The organism is Streptomyces sp. 147326, assembly GCF_045000215.1.
Lineage (GTDB): Bacteria > Actinomycetota > Actinomycetes > Streptomycetales > Streptomycetaceae > Streptomyces.
Genome location: NZ_CP134201.1, coordinates 4,642,178 through 4,657,009, shown reverse-complemented (window position 1 = coordinate 4,657,009; position 14,832 = coordinate 4,642,178). Strand labels below are relative to the sequence as shown.

The window sequence follows — 14,832 nt, the reverse complement described above, 5'->3', positions numbered from 1 at the left end:
CCTTTCTGTGGTGCTACGCGCTACTGCGGGGGGCGCGTGGTGGTGCTGTCTGGTTGGTTTGGCTCGGTTGCCCGCAGACCCCTGACGGTGCGGTCGAATGCCGCAACGCCATCCGGGCTGGTGATGCCCAGCTCGGCGGCTGCCTGCTCGGTTGTGAGCGGCTCGGGCGCTACGCGACGTAGGGCGTCGAGGTCCTGTTGTCGGATCACGCCGGCTCTTACGAGCAGTTCCGGCAGGGGAACGCGCAGCGCTTGCGACAGCGTTTCGAGGGTCTGAACGTTGGGTGTTCCGCTCCTTTGCAGCGCCCTGGAAAGCGTCGCCTGGCTCAACCCGGAGTCCTTGGCGAAACGGCGTTGCGACCCTATTCCGGCGTATCCGCGTCGCTCCAACATCGCCTTGAGCCAGGCGACGAAGGTTTCTTGGTTGTGCACAGGGGGGTGCGCGTCGGGCTCTTGTGTCATGCGTGAAATGTATCGCGCGTGAAACGTGGACATGGCAAAAACAGACAACGAGCATAGCCCGATTCCCCCTCTCGACCTCCCGAACGACGGATTCCGGGCCCCCGGTGAGTCGAACGCGCTTTCGAACAGAGCATACGACCCACCGCCGAAGCTGTCACCTGCGTAACTGTGCGTGCACGGTACGGAGCCGAAAGCGCCCCTACTGACCAGTTACGTCCTATTTTCGATCTTCATTTCGAGACCAAACAGTTGCATGCTCTACGGATTTCGTGCGTGAAACAAACGTGCTACGTTTCATCCATGGAACGGAACACGCCAGTTCGATCCACGAAAGGAATTTCCATGTCTCATGTCGCTGACGCCCTGCTCTCCGCCGCGCATGCTCGGGGCGACCGCACTACGGCCGACATGGCCCGGCGCATGGGGGTGTCGTACCTGGCCGCCTACAGGTGGACCACCGGCCGCAACGCCCCTGGGCCCGCTGGCCTGGCCGCTATCGAGCGGGCCTACGGACTGACCTCCGCCACCCTGGTCCGGCAGGTCGCCGCATGAGCGACGTGATCAGCCGCGAACAGGCGTTCATCAACGCCCGCCGCGTTCTCGACCTGGCCCGCGAACGCCGCGACCGCGACCGCGCCGCTGGCCGCCTCGACCCCGCCGCCGAACTGATCCTTCGCCGGATCGAACGCCGCCAAGCCGCCGAGCGAGCCACTCAGACCGCCTCCGCTCCGCTGCGTTCGGCCGCCTGAACAGCAGAAAGGCCCGAAATTGATCCCCTCGTACCTCTCCGGCGACGGAATCCGCATCCGGTTCGCCATTGCCGAACGTTTCACGCCTCTTGTCGACGAGCTCGCCCTCGCCTACGCCGAGGACCCCGACGGGGTCGGCCGGCTGCTCGCCGACCACGCCGCCCACGTGATGCGCCTCGACTTTGCCGAGTGCTCCGAGGACATGCCGGAGTACGAGCGCTGCATCCGCGCCGCCCAGGCCGACGGCACCCGCGAGGCCCTGCTCGACGAGCTGCCGAGCGCCCCGCAGATCGACGCCCTGCTCACGCCGGATGAGGCGATCACGTACGCCACCCGCCTCACCAAGCTCGCCGTCTTCTCCCGCCTCACCCGGAACAGGAACCCGCGCCCGTGACCGTGACCACTCTGCCCACGCCGCTTACCGACCCCCGCGTGACGCCCGAGCTGGCCGCACGCCTGATCGAGGCGGTCACCGGGCCGGGCACGCTCCCGGCGCCCGCCCCCACCACGTACGAGCCTGCCCCCGACGGCACCCCGGCCGACGCCCCGCGGATCTTCGCCGCGATCAACGCCGTCATGCGCGACACGATGCCCGTGGGGAAGAACCAGAAGAACATTCAGCAGAACTACTCCTTCCGAGGCATCGACGACGTCATGTCCGCCATGGCCGGACCGATGCGCTCGCACGGCGTCTTCATCCTGCCGACCATCGCCGGGCAGCGGCAGGACCGCGACGGAAAGATGACCCGGACCAACATCACCATGCGCTATCGCGTCTACGGTCCGGCGGGTGACTGCCTGATAGCCGAGGTCCCGGGCGAGGCGTCCGACTTCGCTGACAAGTCCACGAATAAGGCCCAGTCGGCCGCCCTCAAATACCTCTTGTTCACCCTGTTCATGCTCCCTGTCGACGGCCGTTCCATCGATGACGGGGACCGCGACCACCCCATACAGCCGACGCCCGAGCACCGCGCCGAGCACGCTCAGAGGCAGCAGCGCCAGCAGCGCGGGCAGGCTCGCCAGCAGCAGCCGCGCCGGACCGAGCGCGCCGAACCCGGACCGTGGGAGCAGCCGCCCGCCCCGGCACCGGCCCAGCAGGCCGCGCCGCACCGTGACTACCTCGCCGAGGCCGTCGCCACCACCGACGAGGCCGCCCTCGCCGCGATCGTCGCCGCCGCCCGACAGCAGGGCGCGCCCGGCCCGTACCTGTCGAAGCTTGACGACATCCGTGAGGCGCAGGGGGCGCCGGACGTCGGCGCCGTACGCAAGCTGTACGACGCGGCGCAGACCGCCGGGGCCGACCGCGAGCACCTCGCCCGCCTCGCCGCCATCGGGGGGACCAAGCCGGGCGCCAAGCAGCAGGGCACCCCGGCCGGGCCCGCCCCGCACTCCGTTTCCGACGCGGTCGCCGCCGAGGGCGCCATACCCGCCCCCGCCGCCACCTCAGAGCAGGCCGCCGCCGATGCCGAGCAGCGGCTCAGGCTCGCCGCGAGCCGGGCGGACCTCGTCACCCTCGACGCCGATTTCGAGCGCGTCTACGGCCTGCCCATCGAGCAGGCCACCGCGGCCCAGCTCGACCAGTTCCGAGCCAAGATCGAGGCCGCCGGGGGTGCCCGATGACCGAAGCCGAGAAAGTCGAGGCACCCGACCCGGCACACCTCGCCGCCGTTCTTCGTCGCCGCCAGGCGATGCGGGCCCAGCTCGACCAGGCCGAGGTTCTGTACGAGGACGTCAACCGCGAGGCCGGGAAGTTGCTCGACCAGCAGTACCGGGCCACCCGCAGCACCAAGGCGGACATCACGCTCGACGATGACACGAAGTTCGCCAACGTGACCCGCGTCGGGGGCGAGGCGGAGGCACAGGTGACCGACCGCGAGGCGTTCGCCGCGTGGGTGCGCGACAACTACCCCGACCACTGGGATTTCCGGATCGTCCCGGCCCGGACCGAGACCGTCGTCGACCAGACGTTTGCCGCCGCTGTCCTCGCCGCCGTTGACGCGGCCGGCGCCCCTCAGTACGCCGATCCAGCGTCCGGGCTGGTACACGACGTGCCGGGCGTGATGATCAAGCCGACCCGGAGTCGCTACTACCGGTGGACGTTCACCCGCCCATCGAAGCGTCAGCCGCTCGACGGGCGCGAGCTGGTCGCCACCGCCGTCACGGCTGGGCTGCTGGACCTCGACGCGCCCCTCGCCATCGAGGCCGCGCCCGCCGAGGCCACGCAGTGAGCATGCGTCGGGGCCGAAACGATCGTCCGCCGTCATGCGAGCACGGCAACCCCGCCTGTGGCGCCGTGCCCGCCCGGCCCTACCCCTGCGGCTTCCGGTGCGATGAGCACCAGCCCTCCCGTACCCGCCCGTACTGACTCCCGCGCCCTCCCGGGGCGAGGCCGGCCCCCGTGCCCCTCGCCCCGGGCGCACCACCCCCGAAGGAGACACACTCCGTGACCCTCGACGCTCAGGCTTGGGTGTGGGACCACAGCCGCTCACGTGGCAACGTGCGAGTCGTCATGCTCGCCCTGGCCGACGCCACGACCGACGACACGGCCACCGTGCGCATGGGCACGAAGGAGCTGATCCGGCGGGTCAACGTGCACAAGACGACCGTGCTGGCCGCCGTCGACGCCGCCCTCGAATCGGGCGAGCTGCAAGTCGAGACGCCCGCCGCTGGCAGCCGCGCCACCACCTACCGGATCCCCGGGGCCGTCGGGTACAGCCGCGCTACTGGTCGTGAATCTCGACCGCAACCGGTCCCGGGCCAGCGGTCGGAAACTGCGACCACTAACGACTACTGGTCGAAGAACGCGACCACTACGGCCCCCGGTACTGGTCGTGAATCCCGACCGGTAGCCGAGGACCCCGAAGAGGGCTTGTGGTCGGAGAACCCGACCACTAGTGGTCGGGAATCGCTACCCCATCACTCACCCATAGAAAGAGTGAATGAAGGAGTGAGGGAGGGAGCGCCCACGGCGACCCCGCCCCCGTTCGCCCGCGAACTGGTCGACAAGATCACCGCCGCCAAGGTCTACCCCGCGTGGAACCTCACCCCGGGCGAGTGGTTCCAGGTCGACGCCCTGCTCAAGCGGTCCGGGGTCGACATGCTCGCCGCCGTCGCAGTCAAGGCCGCCGCCAAGCGCGATGTCTCCCACGCCCGCTACTTCCTGCGGGCCTGGCTGAACCTCCCGCCCGCCCCGGCAGCCGGCACCGTCCCGCCGCCCCGGAACGGAGCGGACGTGATCCCCCTCGCCGGAGCCCGCAAGGGCAAGGCCGCCCACGCCGCCGCCATGTTCGCCACCGCCGCCGGAATCACCCCCCAGGAGCACCACCGATGAACAGGACCGAAGCCGCCGCGCTGCTCGCCTACGCCGTCCGCCTTGACCCCCGCCTCGCCCCCGAGGACCAGGCCGCCGCCGATGAACGGCTCGACCAGTGGGCCGAACTGCTCGCCGACGTCCCGCCGACCGCCCCGCACCCCGACGGTCGCCACTGGCACGCCGGACACGTCGTCAAGCAGTACATAGCCACGAACCCCTACCGCATCCAGCCCAGCGACATCGGGAGCAAGTGGGTCGCGTTCCGCCGCGACACCCTCGGACGGCACACCGACCCCGTCCCGGCGGTCGACCCCGACGACGCTCCCGCCTACCTGGCCGCCCTGGCCGGCACCCGCCAAGCGGTCGCCAGCGGGCAGGCCGCGCCCGCCATCTACCGCGAGTTGACCGGGGGCAGCACCCGCGAGGAGCGCAACGAGTTCGCCGCCGCCCGCCTCGCCGCACTCGGCGACTACATGCCCCGCACGGTCAAAGCCCAGCTTGCCCCGCTCCGCCGTCGCCGCGCCGAGCGCGAACGCCTCGCCACGGACGGACTGCCCGACCCGCTCGGCGTGCCGTGTCCGTACGAGACGTGCCGGGCGCGCGCCGGGCAGCCGTGCCGAGGGGGCGGGAAGAAGCGGCACGAGCGGGAAACCCCCCACCCGTCCCGTGTCGACGTCGCGACCGCGCAGCAGAACGCCCAGCAGGCCGCAGCGTGAACCGGGCCCCGCGCGATCAGCCGGCGCCCGCCGAGGACCCCGACGAGGACGAGCCCAGCCCGTACGCACGGCTCATGACCCAGGGTCCGACCGCATCCGACCACCGCGGCCGACTGCGAGGTCGCCACGTCGTCAACGGACGCGGCATCCGCTAACCCCCCGGGTCAACTCGATGGCCCGCGCACCCCCACGTCCGCGATGATCCACGTACGATACGAAAATCGCGTTTCTGATCCACGCACGAAAGAAGGCACACCGTGTCAGGCGAAACCCTCGTGACCGTCGTCGGCAACCTCGTCGACGAGCCCGAGTTGAAGTTCACCGCACAAGGCGCCGCCGTCGCCCGCTTCCGCATCGCGTCCACCCCGCGCACGTTCGACCGCCAGACCAACGAATGGAAGGACGGCGAGAGCCTGTTCCTGACCTGCTCGGTATGGCGCCAGGCCGCCGAGCACGTCGCCGAGTCCCTCCAGCGCGGAACCCGCGTCATCGTGTACGGCCGCCTGCGCCAGCGCACCTACGACGACCGCGAGGGTGCCAAGCGGACCGTGTTCGAGCTGGACGTCGAGGAGGTCGGCCCCAGCCTCCGGAACGCCACCGCCACCGTCACCAAGGCAGGCGGCACCAACAGCGCCCCACAGGCCCGCCAGCAGCCTTCCAACGGCGGATACGGCCAGCCCAGCGGCGCCAACCCATGGGCCACCCAGAACAGCACACAGCCCCCGTTCTGACCCCACGCCGCGTCCGGTCCACGCGACCGGACGCGGCCCGCCCCGCGCGCGTGAGCTGACCCTCGACCCCGGACAGGAGCACCACCCCGTGACCCGCACACCCGACGCCGTCACCACCGCATCGCTCGACACCCACCGCCTGATCATCACCATGCCGAACGACGGCCCGCCCACTGTCCGCTCGAACCTCCCCCGCGCCACCGTCGCCGCGCTCCTCCGGCACCTCGCCGACGAGGCCGACACCGAGCAGCCCCTCGCCGCGCTCCCCGGCGAGGCGTACGCGATGCTCACCGCCCGGCTCGCCCAGCCCCACCGCCCCGCCGAGGCCGCCCGCGTCGCCGCCGACACCCTCGCCCACCACACCCGCGAACTCGCCAACATGCTCGCCGCCGCACTCGGCCGAGGCATACCGGCCGAGACCCCGTCGGTCGGCCGGCACCTGGTCTCGATGCTCCGCAGCCACGCCGTCCGGCTCGACAGCCCGCCCCGGACCGCCGTCGACGACGTCCTCGACCTGGCCGCCGCCCGCCTCGCCCGTCGGGCGCAGCGATGACCGATACCACCGCCCTCGCCCTGGCCGCCGCCGTCGCCGCGACCCCCCTGGCCGTGTGGGCCGCCCGCCTCGCCCCCCGACGCCGCGACCGCCTCGCCCGCCGAGACCGCGCCGCACGCGCCCGCGCCGACCGCGAACTGTGGCGACTCATCCGCACCCGCTGCCCCAACCCCGCCCAGTGCCCCACCTGCACCGCCCACGCCCACCGCGCCGAAGGGACCGACCAGTGACCCGCCGCACCATGGCCGAGCGCCGCCGCCGCGCCGCCGAGCGCGCCACCCGCCGCGACTCCCTGCTCGTCCTGCTCAGCCGGGCGCAGCGAGGCGTACCCATCACCCCTACCGAGGCCGCCCTACTGCGCGCCCACGTCGAGGCGGAGCTCGCCGAGGCCGACGAGCTGCGCCGCACCGTGGCAGGCCAGCAGACGGCCATGCAGCGCGCTTGCGACCGCACCCGGGCCGCCGAGGCCGCCATCGTCGAGGCCGAGGAGGACACCGCCCGCGCCCTCGCCCAGGCCGCCCGCGATCGGCAGTTCGCCCAGGACCGCGCCAAGACCCTGCACGCCGAGCGGGAACGGGCCCGCCACGCCGAGCGCACCCTCGCCCGCGTCCGTACCGCCGACACCCTCGCCGAGGCCATGACCGCCGTCGCCGTGCACGACGGACTCAGCCCGGCCGCTATCAGCGTGCACGCCGCCTTCACCGCGCTGGCCGACCGTCCCGACGTGGTCCGCGCCGAACACGACCGCGAACACGCCATCGCCCTCGCCACCGCCGAGCGCCGCGCCCAGGCCGCCGAGCAGCAACTCGCCCAGGAGGAAGCCACCTCACTCCGTTACGCGAACTGGCTCGCCGCCACGCAGCGCGAATGCGGCGCCCCGAACTGGCGGGCCCTCCCGGCCACCGTCAAGGCCCTGGCCGAGGCCGCCCGCCGCGCCGCCCTCTCGGCGACGCCGTGACCGGCCAGCCGACCCCGCCGCGCGTCGACCCCGAGCAGCTGCTCGCCGCCGCCGTACAGCTGCGCGCAGCCCTTGACGCGTGGGCCGCCGCTGTCGCCCCCGTCGCCCTGGCCGCCATGCAGCAGTTAACCGCCGCCCTCGCCAACGTCCGCCAGGCCCCGCCCGCCGCGTCCGGCCGCCCCAGCCGGCCCGCATGGCGATCCCCGTACGGCCCCGCCCACCGCCGCCGCTAGGAGCACCGCACCGTGACCACGCCCGACATAGCCCCGTCCCGCGTCGCGCACCGCGCCGCCGCCGACCTGGCCGCCATCCGCGAACAGTGGGGCGACCTGCTCGCCGCCATCGCCCGCCGCCCGGCCGCCGAGTGGCCGCCCCGCGACTCCCGCGCGTACATCGACGGCCACCTCGCCGACCAGGCCGACGAGGACGAGCACCAGGACGACGAGCCCACCATCGGGCGCACCCCCCTCACGCTGCGCCAGCACCCCGCCCCGCTCAACCTCGACGCCCTCGACGCCGCCCTCGAAGTCGAGCGCGCCCTGTTCGACCTCGCCGACCAACTTGCCGCCCTGGCGCAGCGCCCCGTGCGCACCGGCCGCGACCGGCACGGCCGTTTCGTCCGCGACGAGGCCGACGCCGCCGACCCCGCCCGCTGGACGTGCGCCTACCACCGCGACGCAGGCCCGGCCGACGCCGCCGGGCAGGGGAGCAGGGCGTACGGGCTGCACTGGGCGGCCGTGTGGGTCGAAGGCCGGCTACTCGGCGAGGACGTCGACGAGGGTCTGTTCACGGCCGTACCGCCGCGCGTCGTCGACGAGGCCGCGGCCGTCGTCTCCCGGGCGCTGCGCACCGTCGAGCGGGCACTCGGCAGGGACGGGCGCACCACCGAGCTGCCCGAGCCGTGCCCGTGGTGCGGGGGAGACCTCGCCGCCCGTACGCGGTCCGGGGGTGAGCCGCTGGTGACCTGCTCGACCGTCGAGGAGGAGTGCCCCGCGCCCGCGCCGCTCGACCGAGGTCACCGGGTATGGCGGGGGCCCGATCTCGTGCCGCTCTGGGTGGCGCTGCACGAGGCCCGCCAGGCCGCCGCCGCGTAACTGCGGTACGTACGCCCCCGGTTCAGCTGACCGGGGGCGTTTTCGTGCCCGCATCACAGTTCAGTAACGCCTACCGCAATCATTACTGCAAGCGTTGCTGCAATGACTACTGTGGGAACTCCTGACGGGCCCTCACCCCGACAGGAACGCCGGCCCTCACCCGGCACCACAGCAACCAGGGAGCGACCCCCATGGACACCATCGCCGAAATCTGGGCGAGCACACAGAGCCTCGCCATGTGGCACGCGTTCGCCGAGGACAGCGACCGCGCACTGTGCCGCAGCAACATCCGCGCGCACTCCGCCGCCCGCTTCACCTACGCCGAAACGCGGCGCCCCTTCCAGGTCCCGCGCCCGCACTGCGAGGGATGCCGAAAGAAGCTCGCCGCCCCGGCCGCCACCGCCAAGGCCGCGCCGGCCCCCGTCGACCGCCGCCCCGAAGTCGCCATCCCGGGCCCCCTCGCCGACATCCTCAGCGACTCCAACCTGGCCACCGGAGCCGACGACCACGACCCCGCCAGCAAGGCCACCCGCGAGGCCCTCGACGCCGGACGCTGTGGCCGTGGCCGCACGCTCATGATCCGACCGGGCAGCACCGACGTGCTCGACGTCATCAGCGAGTACGCAGACACCGTTCTGCACTTCGCCGACGACTACACCAGCGCGGAGGTCAAGGCCGCACAAACGTGGGTCGACCGCGCTGGACACGCCCGCTCGTACTACGCCAAGCCCGCCCAGGAGCAGCAGGCCCCCGAGGCCGTCGACCGCGAGGAGGCCGCCGCGTTCGCCGCCGCCGTCCGCGCCGCCGATGCCGTCGAGCACGCCGAGGAGACCGGCGCCGCCGTCGCCACCGTCGAGGAGGCAGAGGCCCTGTACGCCGCCGCCCTGGTCACCGAGGCCGAGGCAGACGAGGGCACATGGCGCGGCGCATGGATCGGCGAGCAGCAGCCGGCCGACGTCCTGTTCGCCATCGAGGGCGGCCCCATCGAACAGGGCGCCCTGTTCACCGCGCCACCACACGCCAGCTAGCCCCAGACCGCCCGCCCCGCGCCCGTGGGGCGGGCCCCGACCACCACCAGGAGCAGCGATGAGCGAGCAGCAGCCGGCCGACGAGCCGGAGACCACCGCCCACTACGTCCGGGCCGACATGTCGAAGGCCCCCACCAGCGAGGCCGGGCAGCGAGCCTCTGTCGAGGGCATGGCCGCCGCCAAGGGATGGACCGGGCCGGAGCTGTCCAGGGCTCTGCGGGAAGACAGCCAGCGCGCCCGTGCCGTGTCTGCCGAGCCGACCCTCGCCGAGTTCCGTGAGTACCTGCTGCACACGGCTCAGGAGGCACGCGAAGTGAAGGGCAAGTTCTGGGCGGGCACCGCCTACGTAGGCATGGTGAATCACGTCCTCAGTTGGGTCGACGAGTACACCGCCGACCGCGCCGGGGCCCGTACAGCCGGTGGCGGCCCCGACGAGGTTGCCCCGCTCAGTCGCGACTATCTCGTGTACCTCGCGCGGGCGCACCGCAACGCCACCCGGCAGGGCGGGCCCGCTCTCGATGGCCTGCTCGACCAGGTTGCCCGCGATCTCGACCTGTACGACGTGCGGGCCATGCGCGGGGCGTGGGCCGCCATCACGGACGCCATGCCCCGGATTGCGTACGCCGCCCGCCAGGCAGGCAAGAGCCCCGACGAGATCGCCCAGGCGACCGGGTACACCACCAGCCGGATCGCTCAGTTCGTCCGGCAGGAGAAGCAGCGCCGCGCCGCCATCCCGCTCGCCCGGTATTCGTGGCGCGTCGACACGCTCGCCAGCGATGGGACGTGGATCGACCGCGAGCACGGCGAGAGCGACCTCGACCCCGACGACCTGCCCGGCGAGGCGAGCCGCCTGCTCGACGAGAGCGGCGCCCGCACGGGCCGCGCCCGGATCTTCCTGTGGGAGGGCGACGCAGGCGACGACGACAATGCCGCGCACACCCTCGACCGCACCCAGCACTAGCCAGCACATGAAGCGGGCCCGCCCGGTTCCTCACAAACCGTTGGGCGGGCCCTGACCACCGAGAAGGAGCGACCCCTAACGATGGCTACCGCACAGCGTAACCAGCGCCGCGCCACCCCCCGGGCCGGCACCCGTCAGTCCGTCCGGATCGACAACCAACTCGCCGACGACCTCGCCGTCATGATGACGACCGGGTGCGACCTGTCCGCAGCCGTCCGTACGGCCGTCAGCATCGTGGCGACGATGTACCGCACCGCATGGCACCACCAGACCGTTCCCGTCGGCACCGCGCCGACCCTCGCCGCGTTCCGGTTCGTCGAAGGCCCCCCGGCCGCTGGCCCGGCGGCACTGCCTTGGGTGACTGGCAGCAGCCTGACCAGCACTGATGACGGCCGCCGACAGCTCCCGCCGACACCGCCCCAAGTCCCCGCACACGCGACCGCCACCCGGTAGCCAGGCGGCAGCACTCACACCGCGCCCCGTCAGCCGCAGCCGTCGGCAGGCGGGGCGCAGCCGCGTTCGTCCGTCAGCGTCGCCCCCACGTCGTCAGCAGCCGGGCTCGTCGCGCCGACCGGACGCGGCCCTGCGTAGGCGCGCGGGACTGACCACTTGCGCCGTTATCAGTTTGTGACCTAGAGTTCGAGGCGACCCCGGCATGCCCGGAAACGGTCGCTCCACACCAGCGCCCCGCCACCCACCGGCGGGGCGCTTTTGTATGCCCGCCCCGTCCCCGGCGGGCCCCTGGCCGTGCAGGAGGTGAGCCCCATGGCGCGCCCCATCACCAATACCGACCGCACCGCGGTTCGCCGCCTGCACGGCCAGGGCATGAGCCGCAACGACATCGCCCGCAAGATCGGCCGCTCACCCTCGACCGTGTCGAAGATCGCAGCCGCCCTCGACCTCTCGTTCGACCGCGCCGCCGAGGTAGCCGCCGCCACCGAGGTACGCCGCGCCGACCTCGCCTCTCGCCGGACCGCCCTCGCCGCCGCCCTCCAGGACGACGCCGAGAAGCTGCGCGCCCAGCTTTGGGAGCCGTGCACCGTCGGTGCGTTCGGCGGCAAAGACAACGTCTGGTCTCAGACCCAACTCGACCGGCCGACGTTCGCCGACCAGCGCGCCATCCTCGCCGCGACCGGAACCGCCATCGACCGATCCCTCAAGCTGTCGCCCGCCGAGGGCGGAGAGGGCGCCGAGCAGGTCCGTTCGATGCTGGGCGCCCTGGGCGAGGCCCTGACCCGCGCAGCCGACGACGGGGGCGCCGACGGGGGGTGAGCCGGTGCTCGACCTCGACCGTCTGCCCCTCTCCCGCAAGCAGCTGCGTTCGATCGGCCAGGCCACGGCCCGTATCAACATCTGGCACGGGTCGGTGCGCAGCGGCAAGACCATCGCGAGTCTGCTGGCGTTCGTCATCGCCGTCGCGACCGCCGGCCCTTCCGGCCTGATCATCATCTGTGGCCGATCGCTCCAGACGATCGAACGCAACTGCCTTGAGCCGCTCATGGACGCGTCCTTGTTCGGTCCCCTCAGCCGGCACATCCAGCACACCCGGGGCGCCACCACCGCGACGATCCTGGGGCGCACCGTTCACCTGATCGGCGCGGCCGACACCCGCGCGGAGGGCCGCCTCCGTGGTCTCACCGCGCAGCTCGCGTACGTCGATGAGGCGACGCTCCTTCCTGAGGGTTTCTGGACGCAGCTCCTTGCCCGTCTCAGCGTGCCCGGGGCGCGGCTCATGGCCACGACCAATCCCGACAGCCCCCGTCACTGGTTGAAGGCCGGCTACCTCGACCGCGCCCATGAACTCAACCTCAGGGCCTGGCATTTCAAGCTCGCCGACAACCCGTCGTTGTCGCCCGCGTACGTCGCCGACCTCACCGCGGAATACGTGGGGCTGTGGCGCCGCCGGATGATCGACGGGGCGTGGGTTGTCGCCGAGGGCGCGATCTACGACCAGTGGGACGAAGACACGCACGTTGTCTCGACCCTGCCGCCCATGCGCCGCTACTGGGTGGGGCTGGACTACGGCACCACGAATCCATTCGCCGCGCTGCTGCTCGGCGAGGGAGCCGACGACCGCATGTACGTGTGCGCCGAGTGGCGGCACGACAGCAGGGCCGCCCACCGGCAGATGACCGACGCGCAGTACAGCGCCGCCGTCCGCGCGTGGCTGGCCGAGTGGAGACACCCCAGCGACCCGACGGCCGGCGCGGGCGTCATGCCCGAGTGGACGTTCATCGACCCGTCGGCCGCGTCCTTCATTCAGCAGCTGTGGCAGGACGGGCACCCCGGCATCACCCGCGCGGACAACTCCGTATCGGACGGCATCCGATCGGTGTCCAGCCTGCTCGCCGCCGGGCGCCTGCTCGTGCACTGCTCGTGCGAGGGACTCCTCAGTGAGCTACCCGGCTACAGCTGGGACCCGGCCGCCACCGCCAAGGGCGAAGACCGACCGATCAAAGTCTCCGACCACTCCGCCGATGCGCTGCGCTACGTCGTGCACTCCACCGGCCACGAGTGGCGGCACCTCCTCACCGCACACCAGGAACCCCCCACATGAGCGCCCCCACCGCCATCCCCACCGCGATCACCACCGACCAGCGCCGCGCCGTCTGCCGCGCCCTGGGCCTGCCCCCGGCCCTGGTCGCCGACGTCCACGTACACGCCCGCGACGGCGTGCGTGCGGCCCTGTACGTCCTCGACCGCGAGGGCCGCCGGATCCACCACGGCGAGCAGCCGCTCACCGCCACCGTGCACATACCGCTGTCCGAGGAGGTGACCACCCGTGGCACTCCCTGAGACAGGCTCCCCCTGGCCGCCCCCGCAGTGGGCCCCGATCTATGACCGGATCCGCGTGGACGACGCGTGGTACTCCGGCGACGCCCGCCGCCTGGCCCGCCTCCGAGGCGACGGCCAGGAGCAGCCCGGACGCCGCCGGTGGGGACGCCGCTCCCAGCCAGCGGCGGGCCGTGACACCCGCCTGCACGTCCCCCTTGCAGGCGACATCGCGACCACATCGGCCGATCTCCTGTTCGCGGACATGCCCGCCATCCGCACCCCGGACAAGGCGACGCAAGCCCGTATCGAGCAGCTCCTCGACGAAGGCCGCGTGCAGCACACCGTGCTTGGCGGGGCCGAGCAGGCCGCCGCTCTCTCCGGCGTGTTCCTGCGGGTGACGTGGGACAAGTCCCTTGCCCTCCGGCCCCTTTTCACCGTCGTGCAGCCCGACGCCGCGCTCCCAGAGTTCAGGTTCGGGATGCTGCGCGCGTGCACGTTCTGGGCCGAGCTGCCCAGCAACGACCCGGGCACCGTGTGGCGGCACTTCGAGCGGCACGAGCCCGGCCGCGTGGTCCACGCCCTGTACCGGGGGACCGCCGACAATGTCGGCCGTCAGGTGCCACTGACCGAGCACGCCGAGACGGCCGACCTGGCCGCGTCCCTCGACCCGGACGGGGACGGCCAGAGCATCCGCACCGGTATCCCGCTGCTCACCTGCGCCTACGTCCCCAACATCGGCCCCAACCGGCTGCACCGCGGGTCCCCGATCGGGCGCAGCGACTACGCCGCACCCCTCTATGACCTCTTCGAGAACCTCGACGAGGTGTGGACGTCGTGGATGCGCGACATCCGCCTCGCCCGCGCCCGCCTGATCGTCCCCTCCGGCTACCTCCGCAGCAACGGGGCCGGCCAGGGAGCCAGCTTCGAGGACCGCGAGGTATACGAGCAGCTCAACATGCCACCGAACGAGCAGGGTTCAGGTATCACCCTGAACCAGTTCGCGATCCGGGTGGAGGAGCACCAGGCCACGGCGGAAGCGATCATGCGCCAGGCCGCCCAGAGCGCCGGGTACTCCGCCCAGTCGTTCGGTCTGCACGGCCAGGGCGAGGCGATCACCGCCACCGAGTCCGACAGCCGCGACCAACGGTCGATGGTGACCCGGAAGAAGAAGGCCGGCTACTGGCGACACGCACTGATAGACATGCTGCACGTCATGCTGCTGCTCGACGCCGCGCAGTTCGGCACGAAGATCACCCCCGACCGGCCGAGCGTGGAGTTTGGCGACGGGGTCGCGGAGTCGGAGCAGCAGACTGCCACCACGCTGGATCTACTCGCCCGCGCCGGAGCCGTTTCCACCGGCACCAAGGTACGGATCCTGCACCCCGAGTGGGACGACACCGCCGTACAGGCCGAGGTCGCCGCGATCCTCGCCGAGACCGGCGCAGCCGCCCCGGACCCCGTGGGCACCTTCCCGCTCGCAGCGTGACCGGCAG

The 14,832-nt window shown here is 72.3% G+C and carries 21 protein-coding genes; 20 read left to right on the top strand and 1 reads right to left on the bottom strand.

Features of this window, described 5'->3' with window-relative positions; translation table 11 throughout:
* Positions 1–20: 20 nt before the first annotated feature.
* Positions 21–461: a helix-turn-helix domain-containing protein gene (locus RIU97_RS21195; RefSeq protein WP_404959063.1), complete on the bottom strand. Its 441-nt coding sequence runs from the start codon at positions 459–461 to the stop codon at positions 21–23.
* Positions 462–803: 342 nt separating this feature from the next.
* Between RIU97_RS21195 and RIU97_RS21190 the strand changes: the two genes are divergently transcribed.
* From RIU97_RS21190 to RIU97_RS21095, 20 genes are all read left to right on the top strand, one after another.
* Complete coding sequence (locus tag RIU97_RS21190; protein WP_404959061.1) at positions 804–1,013, top strand: helix-turn-helix domain-containing protein; 210 nt, start codon at positions 804–806, stop codon at positions 1,011–1,013.
* A complete protein-coding gene (locus RIU97_RS21185; protein ID WP_404959060.1) occupies positions 1,010–1,210 on the top strand; it encodes a hypothetical protein in 201 nt (66 codons plus the stop codon). Before RIU97_RS21190 ends, RIU97_RS21185 begins: the two co-directional genes overlap by 4 nt.
* A gap of 19 nt (positions 1,211–1,229) precedes the next feature.
* Positions 1,230–1,604, top strand: coding sequence for a hypothetical protein (locus RIU97_RS21180; protein WP_404959058.1), 375 nt, complete (start codon positions 1,230–1,232; stop codon positions 1,602–1,604).
* Entirely contained in the window at positions 1,601–2,830 is a 1,230-nt protein-coding gene (locus RIU97_RS21175; RefSeq protein WP_404959057.1) for an ERF family protein, read from the top strand. The genes RIU97_RS21180 and RIU97_RS21175 overlap by 4 nt, the downstream gene beginning before the upstream one ends.
* Positions 2,827–3,438: a hypothetical protein gene (locus tag RIU97_RS21170; RefSeq protein WP_404959055.1), complete on the top strand. Its 612-nt coding sequence runs from the start codon at positions 2,827–2,829 to the stop codon at positions 3,436–3,438. The genes RIU97_RS21175 and RIU97_RS21170 overlap by 4 nt, the downstream gene beginning before the upstream one ends.
* Before the next feature lie 215 nt (positions 3,439–3,653).
* Entirely contained in the window at positions 3,654–4,541 is an 888-nt protein-coding gene (locus RIU97_RS21165) for a hypothetical protein (RefSeq protein ID WP_404959053.1), read from the top strand.
* Positions 4,538–5,239 carry a cell surface glycoprotein gene (locus tag RIU97_RS21160; RefSeq protein ID WP_404959051.1) on the top strand — a complete coding sequence of 234 codons (702 nt, stop codon included), beginning with the start codon at positions 4,538–4,540 and terminating at the stop codon, positions 5,237–5,239. Before RIU97_RS21165 ends, RIU97_RS21160 begins: the two co-directional genes overlap by 4 nt.
* A gap of 257 nt (positions 5,240–5,496) precedes the next feature.
* Positions 5,497–5,970 (top strand): single-stranded DNA-binding protein, encoded by a 474-nt coding sequence (locus RIU97_RS21155; protein ID WP_404959049.1) that lies wholly within the window; start codon positions 5,497–5,499, stop codon positions 5,968–5,970.
* Positions 5,971–6,058: 88 nt separating this feature from the next.
* Positions 6,059–6,523 (top strand): hypothetical protein, encoded by a 465-nt coding sequence (locus RIU97_RS21150; protein WP_404959047.1) that lies wholly within the window; start codon positions 6,059–6,061, stop codon positions 6,521–6,523.
* Complete coding sequence (locus RIU97_RS21145; protein ID WP_404959045.1) at positions 6,520–6,753, top strand: hypothetical protein; 234 nt, start codon at positions 6,520–6,522, stop codon at positions 6,751–6,753. The genes RIU97_RS21150 and RIU97_RS21145 overlap by 4 nt, the downstream gene beginning before the upstream one ends.
* Positions 6,750–7,481, top strand: a complete 732-nt coding sequence (locus RIU97_RS21140) for a hypothetical protein (protein ID WP_404959043.1) — start codon at positions 6,750–6,752, stop codon at positions 7,479–7,481. Before RIU97_RS21145 ends, RIU97_RS21140 begins: the two co-directional genes overlap by 4 nt.
* Entirely contained in the window at positions 7,478–7,714 is a 237-nt protein-coding gene (locus RIU97_RS21135; RefSeq protein WP_404959042.1) for a hypothetical protein, read from the top strand. The genes RIU97_RS21140 and RIU97_RS21135 overlap by 4 nt, the downstream gene beginning before the upstream one ends.
* 12 nt (positions 7,715–7,726) lie before the next feature.
* A complete protein-coding gene (locus tag RIU97_RS21130) occupies positions 7,727–8,575 on the top strand; it encodes a hypothetical protein (protein WP_404959040.1) in 849 nt (282 codons plus the stop codon).
* A 191-nt stretch (positions 8,576–8,766) separates the two neighbouring features.
* Positions 8,767–9,603 carry a hypothetical protein gene (locus tag RIU97_RS21125; RefSeq protein WP_404959038.1) on the top strand — a complete coding sequence of 279 codons (837 nt, stop codon included), beginning with the start codon at positions 8,767–8,769 and terminating at the stop codon, positions 9,601–9,603.
* 58 nt (positions 9,604–9,661) lie between these two features.
* Positions 9,662–10,564 (top strand): hypothetical protein, encoded by a 903-nt coding sequence (locus tag RIU97_RS21120; RefSeq protein WP_404959036.1) that lies wholly within the window; start codon positions 9,662–9,664, stop codon positions 10,562–10,564.
* Positions 10,565–10,645: 81 nt separating this feature from the next.
* Positions 10,646–11,017, top strand: coding sequence for a hypothetical protein (locus tag RIU97_RS21115; RefSeq protein WP_404959034.1), 372 nt, complete (start codon positions 10,646–10,648; stop codon positions 11,015–11,017).
* A gap of 312 nt (positions 11,018–11,329) precedes the next feature.
* The gene (locus tag RIU97_RS21110; protein WP_404959031.1) at positions 11,330–11,836 is read left to right on the top strand and encodes a helix-turn-helix domain-containing protein; all 507 of its coding nucleotides are present in this window, start codon (positions 11,330–11,332) and stop codon (positions 11,834–11,836) included.
* 4 nt (positions 11,837–11,840) lie between these two features.
* On the top strand, positions 11,841–13,121 hold the full coding sequence (locus RIU97_RS21105) for a PBSX family phage terminase large subunit (RefSeq protein WP_404959029.1): 1,281 nt from the start codon (positions 11,841–11,843) through the stop codon (positions 13,119–13,121).
* Positions 13,118–13,360 carry a hypothetical protein gene (locus tag RIU97_RS21100; RefSeq protein WP_351150699.1) on the top strand — a complete coding sequence of 81 codons (243 nt, stop codon included), beginning with the start codon at positions 13,118–13,120 and terminating at the stop codon, positions 13,358–13,360. The genes RIU97_RS21105 and RIU97_RS21100 overlap by 4 nt, the downstream gene beginning before the upstream one ends.
* Positions 13,347–14,825 carry a phage portal protein gene (locus RIU97_RS21095; protein WP_404959027.1) on the top strand — a complete coding sequence of 493 codons (1,479 nt, stop codon included), beginning with the start codon at positions 13,347–13,349 and terminating at the stop codon, positions 14,823–14,825. The genes RIU97_RS21100 and RIU97_RS21095 overlap by 14 nt, the downstream gene beginning before the upstream one ends.
* The last annotated feature ends 7 nt before the right edge of the window (positions 14,826–14,832 follow it).